The 17419-nt window shown below is 66.1% G+C and carries 14 protein-coding genes; 6 read left to right on the forward strand and 8 right to left on the reverse strand.

The window, feature by feature from the left end; genetic code table 11:
• Window positions 1-36: 36 nt before the first annotated feature.
• From VN634_04305 to VN634_04325, 5 genes are all read right to left on the reverse strand, one after another.
• A complete protein-coding gene (locus VN634_04305; protein ID HXC50082.1) occupies window positions 37-927 on the reverse strand; it encodes a methyltransferase in 891 nt (296 codons plus the stop codon).
• On the reverse strand, window positions 924-2024 hold the full coding sequence (ald, locus tag VN634_04310) for an alanine dehydrogenase (protein ID HXC50083.1): 1101 nt from the start codon (window positions 2022-2024) through the stop codon (window positions 924-926). Before ald ends, VN634_04305 begins: the two co-directional genes overlap by 4 nt.
• 200 nt (window positions 2025-2224) lie before the next feature.
• The gene (locus tag VN634_04315) at window positions 2225-2776 is read right to left on the reverse strand and encodes a hypothetical protein (GenBank protein ID HXC50084.1); all 552 of its coding nucleotides are present in this window, start codon (window positions 2774-2776) and stop codon (window positions 2225-2227) included.
• A gap of 236 nt (window positions 2777-3012) precedes the next feature.
• Window positions 3013-4524: a radical SAM protein gene (locus tag VN634_04320; GenBank protein HXC50085.1), complete on the reverse strand. Its 1512-nt coding sequence runs from the start codon at window positions 4522-4524 to the stop codon at window positions 3013-3015.
• 107 nt (window positions 4525-4631) lie between these two features.
• Window positions 4632-5264 (reverse strand): hypothetical protein, encoded by a 633-nt coding sequence (locus VN634_04325; protein HXC50086.1) that lies wholly within the window; start codon window positions 5262-5264, stop codon window positions 4632-4634.
• A 194-nt stretch (window positions 5265-5458) separates the two neighbouring features.
• On the opposite strand from VN634_04325, the gene VN634_04330 reads away from it, so the two are divergent.
• Complete coding sequence (locus tag VN634_04330) at window positions 5459-7441, forward strand: cation:proton antiporter (GenBank protein HXC50087.1); 1983 nt, start codon at window positions 5459-5461, stop codon at window positions 7439-7441.
• A 442-nt stretch (window positions 7442-7883) separates the two neighbouring features.
• Window positions 7884-9302, forward strand: coding sequence for a CAP domain-containing protein (locus VN634_04335; protein HXC50088.1), 1419 nt, complete (start codon window positions 7884-7886; stop codon window positions 9300-9302).
• A gap of 11 nt (window positions 9303-9313) precedes the next feature.
• Here VN634_04335 and VN634_04340 read toward each other — a convergent pair whose 3' ends face one another.
• On the reverse strand, window positions 9314-9757 hold the full coding sequence (locus VN634_04340) for a DUF3293 domain-containing protein (protein ID HXC50089.1): 444 nt from the start codon (window positions 9755-9757) through the stop codon (window positions 9314-9316).
• Window positions 9754-11370, reverse strand: a complete 1617-nt coding sequence (locus VN634_04345) for an alpha-amylase family glycosyl hydrolase (protein HXC50090.1) — start codon at window positions 11368-11370, stop codon at window positions 9754-9756. The genes VN634_04340 and VN634_04345 overlap by 4 nt, the downstream gene beginning before the upstream one ends.
• 145 nt (window positions 11371-11515) lie before the next feature.
• Between VN634_04345 and VN634_04350 the strand changes: the two genes are divergently transcribed.
• Window positions 11516-12142 (forward strand): hypothetical protein, encoded by a 627-nt coding sequence (locus tag VN634_04350; GenBank protein HXC50091.1) that lies wholly within the window; start codon window positions 11516-11518, stop codon window positions 12140-12142.
• Between the two features lie 37 nt (window positions 12143-12179).
• On the opposite strand, the gene VN634_04355 is transcribed toward VN634_04350, so the two are convergent.
• Window positions 12180-12902, reverse strand: a complete 723-nt coding sequence (locus tag VN634_04355; GenBank protein HXC50092.1) for a Coq4 family protein — start codon at window positions 12900-12902, stop codon at window positions 12180-12182.
• A 226-nt stretch (window positions 12903-13128) separates the two neighbouring features.
• Between VN634_04355 and VN634_04360 the strand changes: the two genes are divergently transcribed.
• The 3 genes from VN634_04360 to lnt all read left to right on the forward strand — a co-directional run bounded on the left by VN634_04360 (window position 13129) and on the right by lnt (window position 17374).
• Complete coding sequence (locus VN634_04360) at window positions 13129-14880, forward strand: sulfatase (protein ID HXC50093.1); 1752 nt, start codon at window positions 13129-13131, stop codon at window positions 14878-14880.
• Window positions 14881-14984: 104 nt separating this feature from the next.
• Window positions 14985-15776: a hypothetical protein gene (locus tag VN634_04365; protein ID HXC50094.1), complete on the forward strand. Its 792-nt coding sequence runs from the start codon at window positions 14985-14987 to the stop codon at window positions 15774-15776.
• A gap of 101 nt (window positions 15777-15877) precedes the next feature.
• Window positions 15878-17374: an apolipoprotein N-acyltransferase gene (lnt, locus tag VN634_04370; GenBank protein ID HXC50095.1), complete on the forward strand. Its 1497-nt coding sequence runs from the start codon at window positions 15878-15880 to the stop codon at window positions 17372-17374.
• Window positions 17375-17419: the final 45 nt, after the last annotated feature.

The raw sequence follows: 17419 nt of genomic DNA on the forward strand, positions 1-17419 counted from the left end.
GAGGCGAGTCGCATCGACCGGAGCTGCCTCGGCCGGTTACGGCGGAAAACCGAACGCGAGCTTCACCGCGGCATATTCGGGGTGCACGCTGCCGTCGCGGCAGCGGATCACCAGCGACGGCTCCGTCCACGTGCGGCTTCGCATTGCTTCGGGCAGATCGGCTGCGCGCGACATCGCGAACAGGCCGAGCAGCGGCGGCTCGCCTTCCTTCAGCTCGACGGGCCGCCATCGCACGATCGCAAGGCCGGCCTCGCGTGCAGCGCGCCGGATCCGTTCGTGCTGCTCGACCGGCGACACCGGAAAGACGCACGCAAAGGTTCCACCGCCTTCGAGGGATCGCGCAGCCGCAGCACAGTAGTCCGAGATGTCGCCGAGCATTTCGAAGCGGCACGCGACCTTCTGCGGATGGCCTCCGTGGATGCCTGCTGCCGGCGGGAAATACGGGGGGCTCGCGAGCACGAGGTCGAAACGTTCATCGTCGCGCACGACGCCGGCTTCGCGAAAATCTCCGCAGCGGATCTCGTAGCGATCTGCCAGTCCGTTCCACTCGGCCGATTTGTGCGCGAGACGCACGCTCTGCGCCTGCGCCTCGATCGTAACGAAGCGCGCGCCGGGCAGTCGCCATGCGGCGATCATTCCGACCGAGCCAATGCCGCTGCCGAGATCCAGCACGGTGCGCGCGCTCGCACACCAGGTCGTGCCGTACCAGGCGGTAAGAACATCGTCGGTCGAGAAGCGGTGGCCGTCGGTGAGCTGAAAGATCCGGAAGTGCCCGCTGATCGCATCGAGCGTTTCGCCGGTCGCCGGCTCGGGGCCGCGGCCGATTGCGCCGGGCGGAACCGGCCCGGGCTTGGTCCATCCTTTGAACGCGAAGGCGTGCTCGGTGCGAAGCGGCGCGCCGGATGCTGAAGGTTCGGCGGATTTCATCGCCAGTCGTGCCACGGCATCGCGAACGCTTCGGCCACCGGCCGGCTCGCGAGCTTGCCGCCGGTGCAGCTCACGCCGCGCGCAAGCGCAGGGTTGGCTTCGGCGGCGGCGCGCCAGCCCCACTCGGCAATTTCGAGCGCATAGCTGAGCGTCACATTGGTCAATGCGTACGTCGACGTCTGCGGCACCGCGCCAGGCATGTTGGCGACGGCGTAGTGCACGACCTCCTCTTCGATGTAGCGCGGATCGTGATGCGTGGTCGGCCGCGTCGTCTCGGCGCACCCGCCCTGGTCGACCGCGACATCGACGAACGCCGAACCGGGCTCCATGCGGCGCAGCAGCTCGCGCGAAATCAGCCGCGGTGCTTTCGCGCCCGGAATCAGCACCGCACCGATCACCAGATCTGCTCCGGCCACCGACTCCTCGATGTTGGCGCGATTCGACATCAGGCTGGTCACGTTGCCGCGCAGCACGTCGCACACGTATGCAAGCCGGCGCGGATGGACGTCGAGCACGCGCACGTCGGCGCCGAGGCCGGCGGCGACGACGCATGCATTGAAGCCGGCAACTCCTGCACCGAGGATCGTCACGCGACCGCGACGCACGCCGGAGACTCCCGGCAGCAGGATGCCTTTTCCTCCCTGGTACATCTCGAGCGAAGCCGCACCGGCCTGGACCGCAAGCCGTCCGGCTACTTCCGACATCGGAACCAGCAGCGGCAGGCTTCCGTCGTCGAGCTGGACCGTCTCGTAGGCGATCGCCGTGCAGCGGCTCTTCAGCAGCTCGCGCGTCAGCGGCTCGTTGGCCGCAAGGTGCAGGTACGTGAACAGCACGAGATCGTCGCGAAGGAAGCCGTATTCGGCGGCGAGCGGCTCTTTCACCTTGAGGACGAGATCGCAGCTCCAGACGTCGCTGGCACTCGCGAGCACGTCGGCGCCGGCTTTCGCGAAGGCTTCATCGCTGATGCGGCTGCCGCGTCCCGCGCCGGTCTCGATCGCGACCTCGTGGCCCTGCGCGCGAAGCGCCACGACGCCGGACGGCGTGATGGCCACGCGATTCTCATCGTCCTTGATCTCTCTCGGCACGCCGATGCGCATCGGTGGTCCTCCAGGCGCGGCAATTTGCGGGTCGCCGGGCTGTCGCGTGTTGGCAGGAGGATCCGGATAACGCAGGGGCAGCGAAAAGTCAGCGGCAGCGAAAAGTCAGCGGCCGCTCACGAGAGAGGCCGGCGACCACACCAGATCGGCATCGTCGCCGGCCATCCCGCATTGCCGGCTCGTGATGCGCCGGCCCCAACTCATTGCGTGCAGCTGAGCATTGCGCCCGAGTACGAGGGGGCGATCGGTCCTTCGTCGACGTAGGCGTTCAGATGCACCACGCCCTGGTCGTGCGGCACGAGAATGATCGCCTGATCCATGGCCGGCAGCAGCGTGCAGTCCGGATCGCTCATCGTGAACGACACATGGTAGAAACGGCCGGTGCCGTAGCCGGCGCGTTCGGCGCGCAGGTCGATCGAAGAATCGTTGCCGGTGTTGCTGCAGTTGGTCGCATCCGGTGATGTGTTTCCGTCGCCCTTGCCGTCGAGAGCCTCGTCCTGGCGCGCATCGGTGATCGTGATGTTGCACGCGTCACCGTCGTTGTTCACTGCAGAAATCTGGATCGTTCTCAGCTTGTGATTCGGCGGCCACAGGACCGCGTCGGAATTCCCGTCGAACTGGGTGTGGACGCCGTCATGCGGGCCGGTGATTGCCGGCGTGCAACTGTTCGGACAGGTCTGGGCACCTGCTGCCGTGCCCCAGAGAAAAAAAGCCCCGACCATCGTCGCGATAAACTGGACCCTCGCTCGCATGTTCACTCCTTTGTGTTCGTGGTTTTCGGCATCTGCCGGCTTCGTTCCGCCGGGAACCCGCCCGGAGCCGGATGCTTACACGGGAGTAAATAGCCTTGCACGCATGGCGTCAAGACGGATGAGAAGGGGCAAGCGAGGAATTTCTAAAGGGATTTTAGGCTTTCAAAAGTGTAAATAGCGAAGTTGCGGCCGGCCCGGACGGGCAGGTGAGGTGGCAGCGGTCCCCGGAAAGGAGGTCAGGCGCTCTGCTTGAGCTCGGCCGGTACGTCGCGCCGGAAGAAGTTCCTGGCGGCGCCCGACTTGTTGCGCAGGTAGAGAGCGGCATTCGACGCAAGCCGGCCGAGAAAGCGCGGCTCGCGGAGCATCAGCATGGCAAGCCCGCGCAGCACGTCGTGCCGCGAGTAGAACGTGCGGTAGCACTGGTCGAAGTACGTCTCGAGGATTTCGCGCGTGAGTCCGTTCGGCACGAACACGAAGTTCATCGCGTTCATCTCTTCCCATTTCTCTTCGAACGTTCCGTGCGAATGAATCGTCGGGTACGCCGGAGTGCCCGGATACGGCGTGAACTTCGTGATCTGGCACATGTCGAGCTCGACCGTACGCAGGAACTCGAGCGTCTCGGAAAGGCTGTCGAGGCCTTCGGTCGGATGGCCGAGCATCACATAACCCTTTGCCCGAATGCCGGCCTGTCGCGTCAGACGAAGCGTCTCGCGCATGCGCGGGATCTTCACCTCATGCTTGACGACGTTGAGGATGCGCGGTGAGCCCGACTCGATGCCGTAGGCGATCTGCCAGCAGCCGGCGCGCTTCATGAGCTGCATGGTCTCGAGGTCGAGCAGGTTCGGATGGCTCGTGCAGCTCCACGTGAACTGGAAATTGTTTTCGAGGAACGAGTTGCACAGCTGAACCACGCGATCGCGACGCACCGTGAACAGGTCGTCGACGAAAAGGATGTGCCGGACGCCGACGCTTTCGAGATGCCGGCAGAGCTCGACCACATACTCGATGCTGTGGAGACGCCCTTTGCGCCCGGACGTCGAGCGGTCGCAGAAGCTGCACGAAAACGGGCATCCGCGCGATGTGATCAGCGAGGCGACCGGCGACTTCGGATAGCTGAACAGAGTGGGCTGGAAGCGGTGAGGAAAATCCTCGAGCAGGTCCCATGCCGGCGGCGGAAGCTCGTCGAGATCGTCGATGTACGGCGCGCGCGGATTGGCGACGATGTTTCCATCGCGCCTGTAGGCAAGGCCCGACACCTTGTCGGTCGAACCCCCGGCTTCGAGCTGGTCGAGAAGCTCGAACAGCGAATGCTCGCCTTCGCCGATGATGCCGTAGTCGATGTCCGGGAAAGCCTCGAGCGTGCGCTCCGGAATTGCGCTGACGTGCGCGCCGCCGACGATCGTCACGACGCCGGGCACCAGATCCTTTACGCGCGAAGCGATCCTCGCGGCGTTCGTGACCGAGATCGTCGTCGCGGAAAGCCCCAGATAATCGGGACGGAGTCTGGCGATCTCGAGACTGACTTCCTCGAGAGGACGTCCCTGTTCCTTCGCATCGATCAGGTGGACCCGGTAGCCGCGCTCGCGCGCAACGGCGGCCAGGATCAGCACGCCCATTCCGGGAATCGTCTCTTCGCCTTTGCGAAGGCCGTCCATGCTGCGGTCCCAGAACACGTACGGCGGCTCGCAGAAGACGATGGTCTTCTGGCGCTGCTCGGGGCGGGGACGAAAGGCGGATTCGGCAGTCACGACAGGCACGCGCCGCTATAGCACGCACCGCGAATTCGCGCCCAGCCGTGGGCGCTCTTCCGGGTCGGAAATCCGGCCCGCCCATCCTCGGCGCTCCCGGAGGCGCGTCAGAAGCGGCGGGTTACGGAAAGCGAGAAGAAGTAGGTCGGGTTGGAGCCGCTGCCCGGACCCGGCATGTATCCGGCGTCGCCCGGATAGTGGCTGGTTCCGGTCGGAATGTACGAGAACGAGCCGTCCAGGCCCCAGTTCTCTCCGGCCCAGCGTAGTCCGGTGTTCAGGCGCAGGCGCTCGTAACCGGTCGGCGAAAAGCCTCCGCGCAGTCCGCCCGCCTTGGCGATGCCGCCGACGAGCGAGAACCTGCGGAACGGAGAGTACTCGAGCCCGAGAAAGTGTCTCCAGTTCTCGCGCGAGCCGGGATCGCTTCGGGTTCCGTAGGCCAGCGTCTGGTCGTAGCGCAGGAACGCCGACGTAAGATCGGTTTCCTCGGCGAGGCCGAGCCCGTACGAGGCTTTGAGCCGAGGCGCGATCTTGCGACTGATCCCATGGATGAGGGCGTCGTCGCTGGTCGAGCCGACGGGCGGCCGCGTCATCAAGTAAGGAGAGAACGTGACACCGCCGTCCTGGGCGAACACCGTCGAAGCATCGAGCGTGAGAAGAAGGGCGAGCGCCGGCACGAGCATCGTCCGCGACGAGACGCGTCGCGGTATGCTTTCGTGCGTCGCTATTTGCGCCGTTCGCATCGCATGCTCCTTGCACGTGGACAGTAACGCCCGGATCCCGTTGTGAGCAATCCCTTTTTGCAGCGCGTTAGTGGCGGTTATTGCAATCTGCGACGATTTGCCTCGATGCGTCGTACCCGATGCGGCAAGCGCGCATGGATCGAACGTGCGCGTATCCACTTTGGCGTAGCGGTCGCGCGCGGAGCCGCCGCTCGATGATACTCGTCGACGTCGTCGTGCTGCTCGGCGTTGCCGTGGCCGGGCTGCTCATTGCCGGCTTTGTCGGCAATCCACTCGCCGAGCGCGTATTCGGACGCCGCATCGGGATACCGCCGATCGTCGTCTACCTCGTCGTCGGCGTGCTCGCCGGTCCCGGCGTCCTCGGGCTCGCAAAACATTCCGAAAGCACCGATCGGCTGGCCGAGATCGGCGTGGCGCTGCTGCTGTTCGGAGTCGGAATCGAGTTCTCGCTCGAGAAGCTTCGCCGGCTTGTCGGCTTTCTCGTCATCGGAGGAACGGTTCAGGTGGTCGCGAGCTGGGCCGCCACGTCGGTCCTGATGTGGATGGCGGGGCTGCCGGGGCCGGCGGCAGTGGTTGCGGGGCCGCTGGTCGCGCTGTCGAGCACCGCGCTCGTCTTCCGGATGCTCGGCGGACGCGGTGAGCTCGATGCTCCGTTCGGCCAGGCGGCCGCCGCAGTCCTGCTGTTCCAGGATCTCGCGCTGGTTCCGATGATGCTCCTGCTGCCGGTCTTTGCGGCGCCCGGTGAGTCGCTGCTGGCCGCGACGGCGATGGCGCTTCTTCGCGCTGCGATCGCGGTTGCAACCATCGTCGCGCTCGCGAGGTTCGTGCTGCCACGCGCGCTCGAGCTGACCGCGCGGGCGCGTCTTCCGGAACTGTTCCCGTCGGTCGCGCTGCTGGTTGCGCTCGGGACGGCACTGGCCGCGACGAGCCTCGGACTGTCGCTGCCGCTCGGAGCGTTTCTTGCCGGCCTCGCGCTGTCCGGCACGCCGTACGCGCACCAGGTCTTTGCCGAGCTGCTACCGCTTCGGGATTCGTTCGTCGCCATCTTCTTCACCAGCATTGGGGCGCTGTTCGATCCGTTCGGACTCGCCGGTCACTGGGAATGGGTTGCGCTGCTGATCGGTGCGGTTGCGATCAAGGGCGCCATATCGGGCGTGGTGATCGGCGTGGGCTGGGGCTCGATGCGCTCGGGCCTGCTTGCCGGCTGCGCGCTCGCGCAGATCGGCGAGTTCTCGTTCGTGCTGTCGCGGCAGGCGGTCGCGCTCGGGCTTCTTCCGTCTGCTTTCGAACAGGCATTTCTCGGTGCGGCCGTCCTCAGCATGGCCGCGACACCATTTGTCTATTTCGGCGCGCGCCGGCTCGCGCTCGCGGCCGGCGAGGCAGCGCGGCCCGTGCGAAAAGCCGAGGCTCATGTGGTCATCATCGGATACGACGTGACCGGACAGGCCGTCGCGCGCGTGCTCGGGTCGACGTCGATCCCGTTCGTGGTGCTCGACATGGATCCGGCAAGGGTGAGTGCCGGTACGACTGAGGGACTTCCCGTATTCTTTGGCGATGGATCGAGGCGTGGTGCGTTGGAGACGGCCGGGATTCATTCGGCGCGTGCGGTCGTCATTGCCGTCAGCGATGCGCTTGCATCGCAGCGAATCACGTCGCTTGCCCGCCAGCTCAATCCGCGGGCGCACATCCTGGTGCGCGCACACGGAGTCGAAGAGATCGCCGAGCTCGAGCGTCTCGGGGCTTCCGAAGTCGTGCCGGCCGAATTCGAGGCGTCGATCGAGATTTTCGTACGGCTTCTGCAGCGGCTCGGCGTGCCGCGCCACGTTACGCGCGTGCAGGAAGGCATCATCCGGCTCGGCAACTACCATTCGCTTCGGGGCACCGCGGCAAGCTTCGAGACGATGTCCGATATCGAGCGGCTGATCGGCGGCGGCATCATCGAGACCGCCGAGGTGATGAAGGGCAGTGAAGGCGACGGGAAATCGATCGGCGAGCTCGACCTGCGCGGCCGCACCGGTGCGGCAATCCTGACGGTCATCCGCAACGAGACGCCGGTTTCGAACCCGGACGAATCGTTGCGGCTTCAGAGCGGAGACCTTCTCGTCCTGTACGGACCGCATGCCGCGATCGCCGAGGCGATCGAAGTCTTCGAGCCGCGGCACCTCCAGCCACGCTGACTTTTCGGCAGAAGCCCGCGGCTTTCTTGAAGATGGCCTAAATCAAAATATTTTCTGTGCGCGCCTGGGTGACACCCAAACAGGTTCCGTTCTCTAGTGCCGCACCCCATGATGCGTGCGAATGGGAGGGACGATCATAGGGGTATTGTGGGGTGATCGGCGCAGCTCGATCGCGCGAGCTTGCGGCGCAACTGCGCTTCTCGCATCGAACCTTCTTCTCTCCAGCAACGCATCGTCAGCAGAGCGCATCGTCGAGCGCGACGTCGCCGGCCTCGTCCACGTTCTTCCTCCTCCGCCTTCCGAAAAATCCGTCTCGGTCTCCGCGCACAGATCTTCGATTCACTCTCCTTCCGTTCGCGAATCAGCGTCGCGCGAGACTGCTTCGACAGAAGACGAAGCGATTCGTGTTGGAATCCAGAGACTGAGCGCGCGGCGCTCGGCGTTGCATCGCGGTGTTTCGAAAGATGCGCACGCATCGGCAGACGCCGGCGCGCAACCATCCACCGACGCCGTCTCCGCCGTGCACGAGCTCGACGTCGTCGAGACAGCCGGAGCTGCAGCCGACGAAACCACGCAGTCCACACGGCGACATCAACCGGCCGTCGCGCATGCAAGGGCCCACGCGCCCGCGACCGTATGGTTCTCGATCAACGAAGCGACCACGACCGAGCACTCGATCGACGAGACGGCCGACGCCGACTCCGCTGCAGACGCAGCCGCAGAGCATGCTGCGGCCGACGCGACGAAAGCCGCGTCGAAGACGCAGCCGCAAGCGGGTTCGTCCCCGCGCAAACGCGCCGCGGCCGTCGAGCTGACCGCGGTGAGCATTGCGCCGCCACCGGTCGTCCGCAGCCGCAGCACCGAGCGCGAGACGGCGGCTGTGAGCATCGCGCCGCCACCTGTCATTCGCAGCCGAAGCACGCAGAGAGATGCGGCCGCCGCTACCGATGCGCCCGCGCCGGCCAGCGAAAAGCCTGGAGTGTTCTCGCGACTGTTCGGCGCGCTGACGGCGGGCCGTCAAGGCTCGCGCAGCAAGTCGGAGAACGACATCGTGCCGCTGCCCGAGCCGAGCCGCGACGAAGCGCTGCTGCTCGAGCTCATCAACACCGAGCGCACGTCGCGCGGCATCTCGCCGGTTCGCTGGGATGGAATGCTCGCGCAGATTGCCCGTCTTCACGCGGCCGACATGAGCTCGATCCACAAGATGTCGCATCATTCGTCGAGAGACGGCGCGAATTTCGAAGCAAGACTGTCGCGCAGCGCCTACAGCGCCAAAGGCGCAGCCGAGAACGTTGCCTACAACAGCGACGTGATGAGGGCGCATCGCGCGCTGATGGCTTCTCCCGGCCATCGCCGCAACATCCTCGACCCGTCGCTGACCGTCGTCGGCCCGGGCGTCATGTCGGAGCCAAGCGGCGAATGGGTCTATGTTGCGGAAGACTTCGCGACGCCGATGCCGCAGGTTACCGACGACCAGGCGGCCGCCAGGATCGCCAAGCTTCTCGAGGGCGCGCGGTCACGCTCGCGCAGCACTCCGCTCGTCGAAGACCGTGCGATGTCGAAGCAGCTCAACCGCCAGCTCGAAAAAATGATCGCGTCGGGTGCGGTGCGCGGTACGGCCTCAGGCAGCGTCGGCTGGACGCTGGCCTTCACGTCGATGGATCTTTCCTCGCCTCCGCCCGGCGCGCTCGAGCATGTGTCGGAGGCCAGCAGCTACGGGCTCGCCGTCACGTTCCGCAAGACGAAACAGTATCCGCTGGGAACGTACTGGGCGATCCTGTTTCTCGGCGGCGAAGAGGCGAGCCGGACAACCGCGAGCGCCGCACCGGCCGGCGCGACAACCGCCGATTCGACCTGGTAGAGCCGCCGCCGCTACATCCCGCCACGCGCTGCCGTGCGCAGGCGCTCGCGCCACTCGCCGACTTCCCACCCGCGACCGGATCCATCGACACACAGGAAGATCACGCCGAGATCGATCACGTAGAACGCCCGCTGCCGGAATCTCGCCGAGACGTCGGCGGCGACCGACAGATCGGCAAACGCGAATCCGCGCCCGGCTTCGTGATGCCGAAGGTCGGGCGACGCACCGACGACCGCGAACGAATCGATCCGCTCACGCCGCAGATGCTCGGCAAGCGCGCGCTCGTATTCGTTGTTGGCCTGATCCGGCGCGATCCGGCCGTCCGGATTGTGCGCCGTCACGATCGCGAACCGCGAAGGCCACGGTGACGGCGGGCTCGGAACGAGAAAGACCGTTTCGAAGTAGACCGGATCGAACGGCGGCTGGGCGTCGGTCTGCGTGATCAGCGCGCTCACCGGCTGGCGTGCTCCTGTCGAAGACGTTCGGGACGCAGAAGCACGGCGGTTTCCGCGCGCACGGTGCCGCCGAACGCGCGGCCTTCGCCCGCGCCGTCCGAGCTGACCTCGACGATTCCTTTGGCCGCCACGCCCGCATCGCGGCTCGAGAAATTGACGAGCACGATGCGCTCGTCGCCATCGTCGTGCCTGCGAAAGGCGAGGACGGCCGCATCGGTCTCGCCGCCGAACGACAGGATTTCCTGGTCGCCGGTGCGAAGCGCGCTCGACCCGCGCCGCGCGTCGAGCAGTCGCCGGTAAAGGGCGAGCATCGAAGCCGGGTCGCCTCGCTGCTGCTCCATCGAAAGCACACCGGCGTCGGGCGGCCACGGCAGCCAGTTGTCGTCCCGAATCCATCCGTGCGTCGCGGACGCATCCCACGGAATCGGTGCGCGGCAGCCGTCGCGCATCGCAGGATCGACGCGGCGCGGTTCCGGAACGACCGCGTCCGACAGGCCGAGCTCTTCGCCTGCGTAAAGAAAAGGCGTTCCGCGCAGCAGCGCGACGAGGAATGCGGCTGCACGCGTGCGCGACTCGTTGCCGTAGCGGGTCCGGTGACGCTGGTTGTCGTGATTCGACAACACCCACGTCGGCCACGCCGATGCCGGCGCGAGCTCCTGGTCAATGCGCTCGATCTGGTCGCGCCACGCGGCCGCATCGAACGGCGTGTAGAGAGGCGAAAAATTGAAACACAGGTGCAGCTCGTCCCCGCGACCGTAGTATTCGGCAACCTGCTTGGTATCGAGAAGGAAGACTTCGCCGACGGCGAGGCGGTCGCCTTCGTATCGTTCCAGCAGGCGCCGGATTTCGCGCAGCAGCGGGTGCGTCTCCGGCCGGTGATTGAGCGGCACGTGCGTCACGCCGCGGATGTCGTCGGGATCGTCGGCAAGCCCGGGGTCTTTGCCGATCAGATGCACGACGTCCATGCGGAAGCCGTCGACGCCGCGGTCGAGCCAGAAACGCAGCGTCTCGTGCATTGCGCCGACGACCGCCGGCTCGTTCCAGTTCAGGTCCGGCTGTTCCGGCAGGAAGCAGTGCAGATAGTACTGTCCGGTGGCTTCGTCGAAGGTCCATGCCGGTCCGCGAGAGAATTGTCCGACCCAGTTGTTCGGCGGCGATCCGTCGGGCGCCGGATCGCGCCAGACGTACCAGTTGCGCATCGCGCTGCGGCGGCTGCTGCGCGATTCGACGAACCACGGATGCTCGTCCGACGTGTGGTTCGGCACCCAGTCGATGATCACCCGCAGTCCGCATGCGTGCGCTTCGGCGAGCAGCCGGTCGAACGTCGCGAGGGTTCCGAAGATCGGATCGACGTCGCAATAGTCGCGCACGTCGTAGCCGAAATCCTTCATCGGCGACGGATAGAACGGCGAGATCCACAGCGCGTCCACGCCGAGCCAGACGAGATATTCGAGGCGGCGGCGTATCCCTTCGAGATCACCGACGCCGTCGCCGTCGGTGTCGAGGAAGCTGCGCGGATAGATCTGGTAGAACACCGCCGTCTTCCACCACGGTGCGCGCGCCGCCGGATCGCGCGAGCTCCCGGCTTCGCCGTATTCCAATCGTTTCTCCACTTCCGTCGGCTCGGTCATCATCGCGGCTATCGACGCATCACCCGCGCTGCATCACCGGTGAGGATAGGCGGTGCACCGGTGTCGTGGAACCTCGGCGACCTCGCAGGTTGGGTGCGAACACGGAGTGGGCTAGGGTCCCGTCCCCATGAAACAGTCGACACTGCTCGTTATTGCACTGGTACTTCTCGGTGGCTCCGCGCTCTGGATCACGAGCCTCAAGCTCGAAAACTACGAGCTGAAGGTGGAGCAGGCGAACCTGCGCTCCCAGCAGGCCAGCCTGTCCGCGAAAGCCGCCGCTCCGCGGCCTGCGGCCGCGCGGGCAGCCGCCGCTCCGGCCAATGCGTCGGGTCGTACGGTCGATGAGACTGCCCGCCAGATGATGATCGACGCGCTCGCCGAGGCCACGGGCGACGAGAAGAAGGCGTGGATCCGCGTCGATCCGCGGGACCGCGAGGCCTCGTCGTTCGCCAACCAGATCGCCGCCGTGTTTCGCGACCAGGGATGGGACACCAAGGTGCTCGACAACGAAGGCCTGCGCTTCAAGCCCGGCCTGCTCTTCTTCGTCGGCGACGAGACGGAGCCCCCGTCGTACGTAACGGCGGCCCAGAAGGCGATCGAGGCCATCGGCGAGGAAGTCACGAGCGGCCGGGGGTATCGATCCTACTACGAGAACAAGAAGAAGGAGTCGCCCGACTGGCAGGGCTCGAGCTTCGCCCCGGAGCAGACCTTCGTGCTGATCGTCGGCAGGAAGCCGGCGCCGGCGGCCGAGTAGATCACCGCGGATTCAGCTCACGCCAGCGGTCACCGGCTCAGCTGGCGGCAGCCGCCTCGGCGGAGAACAGCGGCGTGTACGGCGCGAGCTCGGTGACGCCCAGCTCGCGGCGAACTTCGGCAAGCGGCCTCTCGAGCAGCGCTTCCCAGTCGGCTGCGGCGAAGAACCCTGCACGCCGTCCCCGGAAATACGCGCCGCGGCTGAGCGCGAGCCCGTCGCGGTAGCCTTCGCGCCATTCCTTGAGCATCGCGATCAGCACGATGAACCCGATGCCGCCGTTGCGAATCTGCGCATAGGTAAACGCGAGCAGCGCGACTTCGCCGAAGAGGTCGCGCTGGTACCCCGTCACCACGTGCCACAGATCGTGAATGTCGCGCAGCCGGCGGCTCAGCAGCTCGGCGCGGTCGTCGAGGAAAACCGAATCGTCGAATCCGTCGCTCGCTTCGACCAGGCCTTCGGCGCTGATGCCCTCCTGGTCGAGGAACCGCGCGTATTCGCGCCCGAGCGTTCCCTCGGGGAGTTGCCGCAGGCGGTCGCGGTCCTGAAGGACCGGAAGGATGTCGCGCCGCTCGTTCAGGATCCTCGACCCGACCGGGTCGGCGAGGACCCGCTGGAAGAGGCGCTCGAAGCTGTTGCCCGACAGGGCCCGTATGATGCGGAAGACCTGGGCGGTATCGTCGGGATCGTCGATCAGCGCGCCCATCGCGCGCATCGCGGTCTTCAACTGCAAAGGACGGGGTGTAACGCCACGGGTTCTCATGATCCGACCGCTCCTCGCTCCCCACACATGCTCAATCTGACCACCACCAAAATGGAAAAACCTTCGGGATGACGCGAAGGTACGTTCAACCTACAGTGTTGTCAATAGATGAATTCCCGGTGCTGTCCCGGGCTATCGGCCGTCGCGCTGGCCGTCGGCGCCTTGCCTCCTCGGCCGGGTTTGGTCACAGCGGAGCCATGCCGGCGACAAAAAGGAGTCAGGTGCGTTGAGCGTTGACCTGCGTCTTTGCGGCAGGCTGATGGCGATCCTGGCCGCCGCGGCTGTGACGTCCTGCACACGAGCCCCGGACCCGGCCACCCTCAAGCTGCAGCCCGCTTTCCCCGTAGTGTTCGTCCTCGTCGACGCGATGCGCGCAGATCGCGCGCTCGCCGTGCGAAACGGAGTCGAGCTGGCGCCGAACATCGCAATGCTCGCAAGAGACGGCGTCATCTTCCGCAATGCATTCTCGTCGGCGCCGAAAACGATTCCGTCCGTCCCGCAGATTCTTACGTCGCGCTACTTTCCCGATCTCCAGCATGAGACGACCCTGCTCACGGTTCTCCGGCAGGCCGGCTACGAATCGACCGGCGCGTTCATCCACAATCCGTACGTGACGAAATGGACCGATCGCCTCGTCCCCACGTTCGATCATCTTGGTGGAGGCGATCTCGATGCGGCTGCGCTGACGAACAATGCGATCGATTGGTTTGGCGCGCGCAGGTCGGACCGGATCGCGATGTACATGCACTACCTCGACGTGCACGTGCCGCTGAACCCTCCGGCCGACATCGCGGCGAAGCTCGTCGACCGCTCGTACCACGGTCCGATCGGGCTCGAGTTCCACGACATCGCGGGCGCGTGGAACGGGCGCTACGACGACGCCGACCGGCGCCGCATTGCCGACCTCTACGATGCCGCCGTTGCCGCGACTGACGTCGAGCTCGGAAAGCTGCTCGACGGATTGCGCTCGGCCGGCCTCTACGATCGCGCGCTCATCGTGCTGACCGCGGACCACGGGGAGGAGCTCTGGGATCACGGAGGATTCTTCCACGGCCACACGCTGTACGACGAGCTGCTGCACGTGCCGCTGATCGTGAAATTCCCCGATGGATGGGCAGCCGGCGCGTCGGTCGACGCTCTGGCGCGCACGGTCGACATCCTGCCGACGATTGCCGATCTTCTGCATCGCGCGTCGCCGGAGGTCGAGACGCCGCCGTCCGACGGCGCGTCGCTGGTGCCGCTCGTTGCCGGCGACGCGCCGGCGCGCACGCTGTTCGCGACGATCGGCCGCAACGACGATCGCAGCCCGCCGCTCGCCGCCGTCCGCACCGCGACGTCGAAGCTCATCTACGACATGCGCAGCGGCAGTGAAGAGCTCTACGACGTCGTGCACGATCCCGGCGAGCGCGAGAACATCGTCGACAAGCGGGCCGGATCGCGTGAGCTCGCCGACCTGCGATCGCTGGTCAACGCCGGGCTCGAGACTCTACGCAACACCGGAATCCACGTGCGCCTGTCGAACGGCACTGCGGCACCGATCCGTTACCGGATTGCGATCGGGCTCAAGCCGCTCGCGCCGTTTCTCGATCTTGCGAGATTCGACATGGAGAAGGGCGACGATCTTGCGCAGAATCCGCGCGCCGACGGGATGAGCGCTTCCGGCCTGCTCGCGCCCGGAGATTCCGACGAAGTCCGCTTCGCGGTTCTCTCGACCGATGCCGCCGTGCTGGCGAATGTCGTGACCGAGCCGAACGCGACGCTCGAAGTCTGCATCGCGGGCGAATCCTGTACGCCTTCGGTCGACGGCAGCGCGACGTTGCCGCTGGCGCGTCTTGCGATGACATCGTCACCTCCTGTGCGCGGCGGCTCCGCGTTGCAGATGCACGCATGGATGCTGCCGTCGGAGAGCGCGCCGATCACGAACGTGCTGAGCCCGGCCGACAGGGAGCGTCTGCGCGCACTCGGCTATGCGGAGTGAACCCGGCCCGGGGATCGCCTTGCCATCCCGTTGATCGCCTCGCGGCACGCCGCTCGTCGTCCCCGGGTTGCGGGAGGCGGTGACGCAAAATAAGTTGCAACGCGATGATTGAGCTCGAGCCACGCAGCACTTCCTCCGACGCATCGGATCCGGATGGCGTGCGTGTGGTCGCGCGCGACCCCGCGGGCCGCCGCCAGCAGAGGATAATGCAGGGAGTTGCGCTGTTTCTCGCCGCCGCGTGCGCAGGTTACGTGCTGATGCCACGACAGGTTTCTCAGGCCGGCCCCGACAACACTCCGAAGAGGCCCGAACCCCGTCCGACGATCGGAGCAGAGTCCGCGAATCACCCGGTCGCTGCTTCCGCTGCTGGAACCGCGGCCGCGACTCCGGAGAACGTTGCCGCGGCAGTGCCCGGCACGCCGCAGGCTCAGCCTGCGACTCCCACGCCAAGAAGGCTCACGCCGCGGCGCGCTCCGAGTCATTCCTCTCAGAATGCCGACGACGAACCCGGCCAGCAGCCCGAGCTCGTCGGAATCCCGCGCGACGTGACCGCGGCCGAATACATCCAGGCGTTGCACGACGCCGGCATCTACGAAGGAATCGGGGCGTTCAATCCGCCGGGAACGAGCCCGCCTCTCGACGGCCTTGCCGTTCCCGAGGATTACGTCCTGCCCGAAGGCTACGTGCGTCATTATCAGACCACCGACGACGGTCAGGACATCGAGCCGATCCTGATGTACTCACCCGACTACGAGTTCTTCGACGAGAACGGCAACCCCGTTCCGATCCCCGAGGATCGCGTAGTGCCGGCCGACAAGGCGCCGCCCGGTTTTCCGATTCGTCCGATCGAGATTCCCAAGCCGCGAGAAAGAGAACCAGGGGATACCGGCCGCTGATCGAATCCCCGCGTCTTTCGTCCGCAATCCAGACGTTCGCCGGCATCGCCGCGGCGACGATCGTCCTCGCGCTGTGCTCGCCGATCCGCGGCAACACATACCTGCTCGATTTTTTCGGCCTCGTGCCGTGGCTGCTGGTTCTTTCTCGTACGCGCACGCTCGCGGGTGCGGCGGCGTCCGGCTACTTCATGTGTCTCGCGTTCGTGCTCGCGATTTTCGCATGGTTCGGGCTCGCGATTGCCGTGTATTCGGCCGGAGCGGCCTTCGCCGGGATCGTCGTGCTCGCGCTTGCGGCGCCGCTGCTGCAGCCGCAGTTCCTTGTGTTTGCGATCGTGCGTCACGCGGCACGCCGTTTTCACGGACCTCTTCTGGCCGCGATTGCGGGTGCGTCGGCGTGGGTCGCGGCCGAATGGATGTTCCCGAAGCTGCTCGCGGATTCGCTCGCGCACGGCTTCTATCCTTCTCCGGTGCTGCGGCAGACCGCCGATCTCGGCGGCATCGCGGGAATCACGTTCCTGATCGTGCTCATCAATGAAGCGCTGTGCGAGGCATTGTCCGCAGCCGTGCGGCGCGATCCGCGCGCGTCGCTCGCCGCCGTGTCGTGCGCGGCACTGATCATCGCGGCCATGGCCGGATACGGGACATGGCGGCTCCACGCGCTTGCCGCATCGCAGGGCATTCCTCCGGTGCGCGTCGGCCTCGTGCAGTCGAACATTTCTGCTTACGACCGATTGAAGCGCGAAATGGGAGCGTACGAAGCCGTGCGCCACGTGCTCGATACGCACTTCGCGATGTCGCGTGAGGCGGTAGACAAGAACCACGTCGATGCGCTCGTCTGGTCGGAGACCGTATTTCCGACCACGTTCGGCAAGCCGAAGAACGAAACCGGCGGCGAGCTCGACCAGGAGATAGAGGACTTCGTTGCGCGGCTGGGCGTTCCGCTGGTGTTCGGCTCGTACGACCGCGACGAAGACGGCGAGTACAACTCGGCGGTCTTCCTCGAGCCGGGTGCCGTCGGTGCTCCCGCGAAGTTTTCGGTTTACCGCAAGACCCGGCTCTTCTTCCTGACCGAATACGTGCCGGCATGGCTAGACGGCCCGCGCGCGCGGCAGTGGATGCCATGGGCCGGCACGTGGAAGCCAGGCCCCGGCGCCAAAGTGCTTCCGCTGCGCCTGCGCGGCGGTCGTACGGTGCCGGTGCTGCCGATGATCTGTCTCGACGACGTCGACGTCGGCCTCGCCGTCGAGGGCGCGCGGCGCGGCGCCGAGATGATCGTGACGATGTCGAACGATTCGTGGTTCACCGAGCACGCCGAAGGTGCGTGGCTGCATCTGGTGGTCGCGGCGTTCCGAAGCATCGAGACGCGCCTTCCGCAGATTCGCGTGACCAACAACGGCATCACGGCCGTCATCGATCCGACCGGCGAGATCACGTCGAGCGCCGGCGTCGGTGAGCGCAGCACGCTGGTTGCCGACGTGGTGCCGCAAAAGCCCGCGCGAACCCTCGTGGTCGCGCTCGGCGACTGGGTCGGTCCGACCGGTCTTGTCGTCGTGCTGCTGCTCGTCGGCGTTCCGCTCGTGCGTCGCCGCGGTCGCTGATGAAATCGGGGACAGACACCGATTTCCGGAAATCGGTGTCTGTCC

It is taken from the genome of Candidatus Limnocylindrales bacterium, assembly GCA_035571835.1.
Lineage (GTDB): Bacteria > Desulfobacterota > Binatia > UBA1149 > CAITLU01 > DATNBU01.